This is a genomic window from Cysteiniphilum sp. (genome assembly GCF_057495195.1).
In genome coordinates, this window is record NZ_JBXTEF010000089.1 from 1 (window position 1) to 7,655 (window position 7,655).

The 7,655-nt window shown below is 37.1% G+C and carries 7 protein-coding genes; 6 read left to right on the forward strand and 1 reads right to left on the reverse strand.

The annotated features are described in order from the left end of the window. Positions 1–90: 90 nt before the first annotated feature. Together iglH and ACY10D_RS08355 are read left to right on the forward strand one after the other, a co-directional pair. Positions 91–1,041, forward strand: coding sequence for a type VI secretion system baseplate subunit TssF/IglH (iglH, locus tag ACY10D_RS08350; protein ID WP_487000295.1), 951 nt, complete (start codon positions 91–93; stop codon positions 1,039–1,041). Then, positions 1,038–1,820, forward strand: coding sequence for a hypothetical protein (locus ACY10D_RS08355; protein WP_487000290.1), 783 nt, complete (start codon positions 1,038–1,040; stop codon positions 1,818–1,820). Before iglH ends, ACY10D_RS08355 begins: the two co-directional genes overlap by 4 nt. On the opposite strand, the gene ACY10D_RS08360 is transcribed toward ACY10D_RS08355, so the two are convergent. After that, positions 1,792–2,532, reverse strand: coding sequence for a helix-turn-helix transcriptional regulator (locus tag ACY10D_RS08360; RefSeq protein WP_487000291.1), 741 nt, complete (start codon positions 2,530–2,532; stop codon positions 1,792–1,794). The two genes, ACY10D_RS08355 and ACY10D_RS08360, sit on opposite strands and share 29 nt — an antisense overlap. 280 nt (positions 2,533–2,812) lie before the next feature. Between ACY10D_RS08360 and glpX the strand changes: the two genes are divergently transcribed. The 4 genes from glpX (at position 2,813) to ACY10D_RS08380 (ending at position 7,570) form a co-directional block, all read left to right on the forward strand. After that, a complete protein-coding gene (gene glpX / locus ACY10D_RS08365; RefSeq protein WP_192483611.1) occupies positions 2,813–3,778 on the forward strand; it encodes a class II fructose-bisphosphatase in 966 nt (321 codons plus the stop codon). A 13-nt stretch (positions 3,779–3,791) separates the two neighbouring features. Next, complete coding sequence (locus tag ACY10D_RS08370) at positions 3,792–4,664, forward strand: LysR substrate-binding domain-containing protein (protein ID WP_487000292.1); 873 nt, start codon at positions 3,792–3,794, stop codon at positions 4,662–4,664. Between the two features lie 90 nt (positions 4,665–4,754). Further along, positions 4,755–5,738 (forward strand): TDT family transporter, encoded by a 984-nt coding sequence (locus tag ACY10D_RS08375; protein WP_487000293.1) that lies wholly within the window; start codon positions 4,755–4,757, stop codon positions 5,736–5,738. A 440-nt stretch (positions 5,739–6,178) separates the two neighbouring features. Next, on the forward strand, positions 6,179–7,570 hold the full coding sequence (locus tag ACY10D_RS08380; protein ID WP_487000294.1) for an MFS transporter: 1,392 nt from the start codon (positions 6,179–6,181) through the stop codon (positions 7,568–7,570). Positions 7,571–7,655 lie beyond the last annotated feature (85 nt).

Sequence of the window (7,655 nt, forward strand, 5' to 3'; positions counted from 1 at the left end):
ATTAACACAATAAATTATGGATTGGCAACTCGTAAACTTTATTTTTGATTATTATTCAACCCTTGATTCGCATTCAACCCGTCATATATCATCTGGCTATATCAACTTCTGAGTGCAAAAGACTTCTGCTATGTGAGCACAAACAATCATAATGCCATTAAAGTCAAGCATGAAAAAAGTGCTTTAGCATCTCTTAACTCATTTGAAAATTTAAGACTACGTTTAAATCACCCTGAAAAAATGCAAGAGTTGAATATTCCTATACCATTTAAGCAAACACAAACCAATCAATTTACTATTTGCTTTGAGCTTGAACCTAACGAGGCAAAACTCATAGATGTAGAGATTGTTCAAACACTTATTCATACCAATATTTTCAAACTTGGCGCCCTTAGTCCCAATAACTCAACTTCACTATCAATTGGTATTGATAAAAGTAAATATCCTATCCATTTTGAGGATAATCGAGTTCAATTGCAGTCATTACTTGAAATCTATGACGAAGAGTATAATGCAATTAATGATCGTTATTACTCACTTCACACTAGTGACTATAAAAGCTTTTCACTTTCTCTTGCTCATGGTTATATTGAAGATGTTTTGGACAACCTTATTGAGCCTCAGCAACGCTGGATATTATCAACACTTTGCTGCTATAGCTATCAATTCAAAAAACAGCGTCTTTCTCATATGCAAGTCGATTTACAACACTATCATATTTCAACAATGAAGATTGAGTACATTTCTCACATACCTTTTGAATTTGCTGATCTTAATAAAGTTGAATTACTTGATACTTTACGCAAAAACCATCAGCAGTTAAATTATGGTGATATCAAAAATATTTGTCGAACACTTAAACTTACCAATTGTCATGACTACTTTATTAATTATATTTCGCAACTTGATCAACTCAATCCAAAAAATACTTGGCAAGCTTTTAAAACTTATGATACCAAAGATATACAGCAATCATTAAATCAATATTTCTCACGCCACCTTCAACGTTTTATTAAACTTAATCAGGTGATAAAAATATGATTAAAAACAAGTCACAAATGCAAAAAATTGCTAGAATCCAACAATTAATACCCTCGATGTCTCCTGAGCTACTGATCACTGCACTTTATTTAATTGGTATCAAAAAAGAAACTATTGTCTTTCGTCGCGAGTCACGTACTTTATCTATTCATCCTGGCTTTACCAAAATAGAATGGATAAACGATAAAGTCTATATTTATGCGAACTTAGCAACAATCGATAGACGTTTATATGACTCTTGTACCCAACTCACCCATCTGGCACCCACCCAAACACAACGCATCGATCAATTGATTGATGATTTTCTTCGTGCTCATTTTCTTGGTGTATTCCCCTGCTTGAATCCTTCAGTTAATACAACAATTGAACAGCTTTTCTTAAACAGGCTATCACAATCACCTTCAAAAATACTTATCGAAACACATGTCAAACGTGTTATAGACTTTCCATCTAAAGTAAACGTAAGTTATGGTATTCAGCCTCAGTCAACAACACCAAATCATTTACTTGGTAGAATAACAGCAAATGCCAAAAACTTTCATGTTATACCTGTGGTATATATTGCTATTTCAATCAATACAGGATCTTCTATAGCAAAAGCACAGCAACAATACCAAAGGCTTCACAATAAATTAAAACAAATATTAAAGTCATATCAGCTTAAGCTTGAGATCTCTCATCCACAAGAAATCACCTACTTAAGAAACAAAAAATTAGGTCAAGATAGTTTAATAGAATCTAAATACTCGATTATGCAGACAGAAGGTATCTCCGATTAAAGGTTTTAATCTTATAATATAGTTCATACTTGTTATTGCATGAAAACTTCACTTTAAGACGCTCAATATAATCATCAACCGTTCTTTTTGAAATTTCAAGCTGCTGAGCAATATCACTAGAACGTATGATATTGTCATAAATCATCTGAAAGCACTTTCTTTCCAACGAAGTTAAAGGAACTATCTCAGCTGACTCCTTTGTATCTCTTTGCTGTACTTTATCTGCGTAAAATAATGTGCCACTTTCTAGTTTGTTAAACTGACTATGAAACAGACTCAATTTGGGCTTAATATTATTTTTATTTATGTCGCCAATAGAGTTGACGATAGTACTTTGCAGGTAAACCTTATTATTTAATAAATGATACCCAAACCATTTACTATCGACCCCAACACATAGAATAACAATATTATCAACATCCATGTGAGTTATGATAAAAAGCATATCTAAATTATTTTCGATCAAATTTTCTCGTGCAAAGTGACAGTCTGAATAAAAGAACTGATCTGGCAGATTGGTTACTTGATCATAATTTAAAAACAGTGAGGTTAACTCTTTGTATTCTGTTTGAGCGGCTAGTTTTATATTTAACTCTTTAATGCAATGAAAGGCTGTTTTTGTTTTAGTGACATGTATCAATGCCATGCCCATTGTATGATGATTTTTTGCTATATTTGTTAGCTCTGGTGAAAGCAAACTTTTAATATCCATAATATACCCTTAAAAAATATTCCCGAACACATTATGTATAATATCCACTCTAAGCACTTCTGCGCATGGGGGAGGTATACCCAAAGATAATTAATTATATCCCGCTCGTAAGTCATTAACACAGCAGGTTTGATGGTGGAAATATTGTAAAATGGTTCGTGAGCGATAAAAACCCATACCCTTTTAACCACACAATTGTTACAATACTGGCGATTTTCAACACGCACTGGATTCTTTGTAATCATTTTGGCAGTGCGTATACAAACTAAGGGATAGAATAATGGATCGTAATTTAGCATTAGAAACAGTTCGTGTTACCGAAGCTGCCGCTTTATCTGCTTGGCGTCAAATGGGTCGAGGAGATGAAAAAGCAGCTGATCAAGTTGCTGTTGATGCTATGCGTCGCGCTTTAAATGGTCTGGATATCGATGGCACTGTCGTCATTGGTGAAGGTGAACGAGATGAGGCACCAATGCTTTATATTGGTGAGAAAGTCGGCAAAGGCGGACCTAAGGTTGACATCGCACTTGATCCACTAGAGGGTACAACCATTACTGCCAAAGGTGGGCCTAATGCCTTAGCAGTGATTGCAATGGCAGAAGATGGTGGTTTTCTAAACGCCCCTGATGTTTATATGGAAAAGATTGCAGTAGGTGGGCATGGTATGCCGGCAGATATTATCGATATCAATGCAACACCTGCTGAGAATTTGAAAAACTTGGCACAATTTAAAAAAGTCCCAATTGAAGCACTAGTTGTCTGTATATTAGATCGCCCACGTCATGAAGAGATTATCCGTCAAGTCAGAGAAGCAGGCGCACGCATTGCACTTATTGGAGATGGTGATGTTTCCGCAGTTATTGCTACAGCACAAGAAGATACTGGCATTGATATGTACATGGGCACAGGAGGCGCGCCTGAAGGTGTTCTTGCCGCAGCAGCTCTTCGTTGTTTAGGTGGACAAATGCAAGGTCGCCTGATCTTCAGAAATGATGATGAAAAAGCACGTGCTAAGAAATGGGGCATTAATGATTTAAATAAAATCTATCATCTGAATGATCTAGCCTCTGGCAATGTATTGTTTGCCGCAACAGGTGTTACCGATGGACAGATGCTCAAAGGTGTCAAACGCAAAGGCCAATTTGCACAAACGCATAGCCTTGTGATGCGCTCATTATCAGGCACAATTAGACATATTGAAGCCGAGCATAACTTTAACTTTAAAAAAGGTTTTGAGCATTTATAACTTTAGGTAAAACATGCTTTCACACAAACAGCTACTCATCTTTGCTGCCATTGCCAAACATAGCAGCATTACCAAAGCATCAGAGAGCTTAAGTCTCACGCAACCGGCATTAAGCACGGCACTATCATCACTTGAGACGCAGCTTGGTGTTAGGCTCTTTGATCGTATTGATCGCAAAATCGTTCTTAATCATCATGGGCAACAGCTTTACCCCAAAGCAATGGCACTTTTAGAAGCTACTGATAAGATTGAGCATTTTTTCAAGCACACACAAGCACTTGTCGGCAGCTTGCATATTGCCGCAAGTAACACAATTGGTAATTATATTTTACCGACACTTATCTCTTCCTTTAAACAACAGCACCCTGAGGTAGAATTATCTCTTAGCATAAGTAATAGTGAACAGGTTATTGAATCGGTGATTTCACATCAAGCAGATTTAGGATTCATTGAAAGTACCAGTTTAAGCAATCAGACCAATTGTTTTGCCTTTGCTAAAGATGAATTAAAACTCTTTGTGCATAAAGATCATCCTTTAGCCAAAGAAAAAACGGTTGATATTAAAACACTTAAAAATCACCCATTTATTCTCAGAGAAAAAGGCTCTGGAAGTCGCACAATTATTGAGCAAACCCTGTTGCCATTATTTGATTATCAATTGAATTTATTCTTGGAGCTTGGTAGTAGTGAGGCTATTATTCTTGCGGTATTAAATAGCAACGCCATTGGCTGCATTTCACTATCTGCCTTGCACAATCAATCAAACATTCACCTCCTTGAATGTCCTGAAATGAAACTTGAAAGAGACCTACTTATTGTGCAAAATAAACGCGCGCACATCTCAGAACTTACCGAAGAGTGGCTTGATTGGGTTACTAATAAATAATTTCAATCCAACACATAAGTTTTAACAAATTTTATTTATATAAGAGTCCACATAAACTAACACCATAACAATATTTAACAGGTGTTTATCATGACTCAGAGATTACATGGTTTTCTAGAAAAAATTCCGACACCAATGGCTGGTTTAGCCCTTGGTATTTCAGGTTTAGGTTGTTGTGCTGAAAATGCATTGCCAGCCAATCATAGCTTACAAATCGCTTCAGCAATTATTGCTGGTATTTTATTATTATTTGTCGCTGCTAAATTTATTGTTTGGCCTCAGAAGCTGCGTCAAGACCTTGCTCATCCTGTTGTTGGCAGTGTTGTACCCACTTTTGCCATGGCATTAATGATTATTTCCAATAGCATTAATTATGCAAGTCATCTTGCTGCCGAGCTTGTATGGATTTTTGCGGTGACTATTCACTTGCTCTTTTTAGCGGCATTTATTTATCATCGTATGCGTGAATTTAAACTACACCACATGGTGCCATCATGGTTTGTGCCACCTGTTGGCATTATCGTTGCCGATGTTGTTTTCCCTGGTGGTGTGCTACAACCATTGGCAAGTGCGTTGTTATATTTTGGTTTAATCAGCTATGCCATCTTATTGCCACTAATGCTATATCGTGTGATGTTTACGCATGAGATTCCTGATGCAGCTAAACCAACCATTGCGATTTTTGCAGCCCCTGCCAGCTTATCATTAGCGGGCTATTTAACGGTTACCCAAGACCCATCCCCTGTTATCGTGATGCTACTATTTGGCATCGCGATATTAATGACTGCAATGATCTATTTAAGCTTTGTTAAATTAATGAGCTTAAGCTTCTCCCCTGGGTTTGCGGCATTTACTTTCCCAATGGCTATTGGCTCAACTGCATTATTTAAAACCGCTTACTGGGCAGAGCATACTTTAAATCTAGCACCGCAATATGTTAGCCAAATTTATTATCTGGCAGTATTTGAGCTCATTATTGCTGCACTCGTTATTGGTTATGTTGCATGGAAATACTTCTATCATCTTGTCATTGAAAATCTATTTGTTGCTCAAGCTGCTTCTTCTACCAACTAACTGGAGTTACGCACTTTAGAAAAAAACTATGATTTCATAAACACCCCGTCAGCCTACGGCTGCCACCCCTCTTGAAAAGAGGGGAATTGGGCGATGGTGATTTTAATTCCCCTCTTTTCAAGAGGGGTGCTTAAGCTTGCGAGGCGGGGTGTTGAAATAGAAAAAGTGCGTAACCTCAGTAACTAACATCCAATTAATAGCAATGCAACACGTCCAATCCACTTTGATTGTATAAGCGTTGGCTGAGCGTAAGTCGAAGCCTCTATGAAGTGTGACTTTTTATACTTACTCACTTCGACTGATGCTCAGTGCATTGCTTCGATTTATGCTCTAGGCACAATGAATAATTTAGTATTATCCCAATTAAATTATCTCTAAAAAGCATCAAAACCCGTGATCTTCAACTATATTAAAAGCACAGCATAAAACGGAGTTTAAGCGTGCACATCAAAAACAATAGTCGCCTTACCACCAAATTATTGCTCGCTGCATTTATTATTTTTATTGGCATGGATTTAATTGATACAACGATCATCAACAATATCCTACCTAAAATTGCTAAGTCATTTGATATCGAGCCGGTCTATCTTAAGTTTGGTATCAGTGTTTATATTCTAGTACTTGGCGTATTTTTGCTGATGAGCGCATGGCTTGCGCAAAAAATTGGTTTTAAACGCACACTGATCTTATCAGGCACAGGCTTTGCCCTGTTCTCCTTTCTTTGCGGAATTGCACAAACTGATATTCAGTTTTTTATCTTTCGTGGTTTTCAGGGCTTATTTGCTGCTTTTTCCGCACCTGTAGCATCCCTTGCCTACCTTGAGTATTCTAGCAATAACCAGCATGCTGCTATTTCACTATCAAGCTATTCCGTGCTCTTAGCCATTTTGGGGCAGGTCTTAGGTGGTGTATTTGCTTACATCTCTGCAGATTCATGGCGCCTTGCATTTTATATCAACGTCCCACTATCAATGCTTGCTATTGCTATTGTTTGCATTTATTTTCCCAAAGAGGCTGGCATCAAATCGGATAATCCCTTTGATTACAAAGGATTTATCCTCATTGGAATAACCGTAACCACACTTTTTGCTTTCAGTGAAGTAGCAACTTTCCGTGAGGTACCGATATCCCTTAAAATACTCATCGCATGTATTGCTATTGTTTCTTGTCTTTTATATATCTATTTATATAAGACGATTAAGACACCATTGATCAACTTTAATGTCTTTAACAATCGCTCTTTCTTAACGATGTTTTTAATTATTTTTATCAGTCGTCTAACCACTTATTGGGTATTCTTTGCTTGGCCTGTCATATTGTACTATCTAAGCGCATTAAATATGATTTATATTGCGACGATGTCCGTTTATCTAATGGTTGGCTCCGTCATTGGCAATATGATTACCAAGCGGATAAGTACTACCCCGAATCTTAAAAAGACAGTTAGCTTAAGTCTTATGTTAATGGCGACTATGCTTGCAGTCTCACCTGTCTTTATTTTGCATTTTAGCTATCCTTATTTCTGTGGTATGGCATTTTGCTATGGATTTGCACTTGGCTTATTTCAAGGTTCATCGAATGCCGCATTATTTGCCACCAATGATAGTGACAAGCGCGCACATATTAATACATTGAAACTCTCAGCAGGACTTATCTCTAACTCTTTTTCATTGGTGCTATTTACCGTGCTTTATAACATTATTCGCACAGTGAGTATTGATCTGCATTGGCTTGCTTTTTTCGTTGATATTGTTGTGAAGATTTCAATCATCACAGCAGCTATTCAACTAATGCTTGCGGCAGTTATGTGGTATAGATTAAGAAAAAGATGATTATTTACTGGTGTTACGCACTTTAGAAAAAACTATGATTTTATAAACACCCCGTCAGCCTACGGCTGCCACCCCTCTTGAAAAG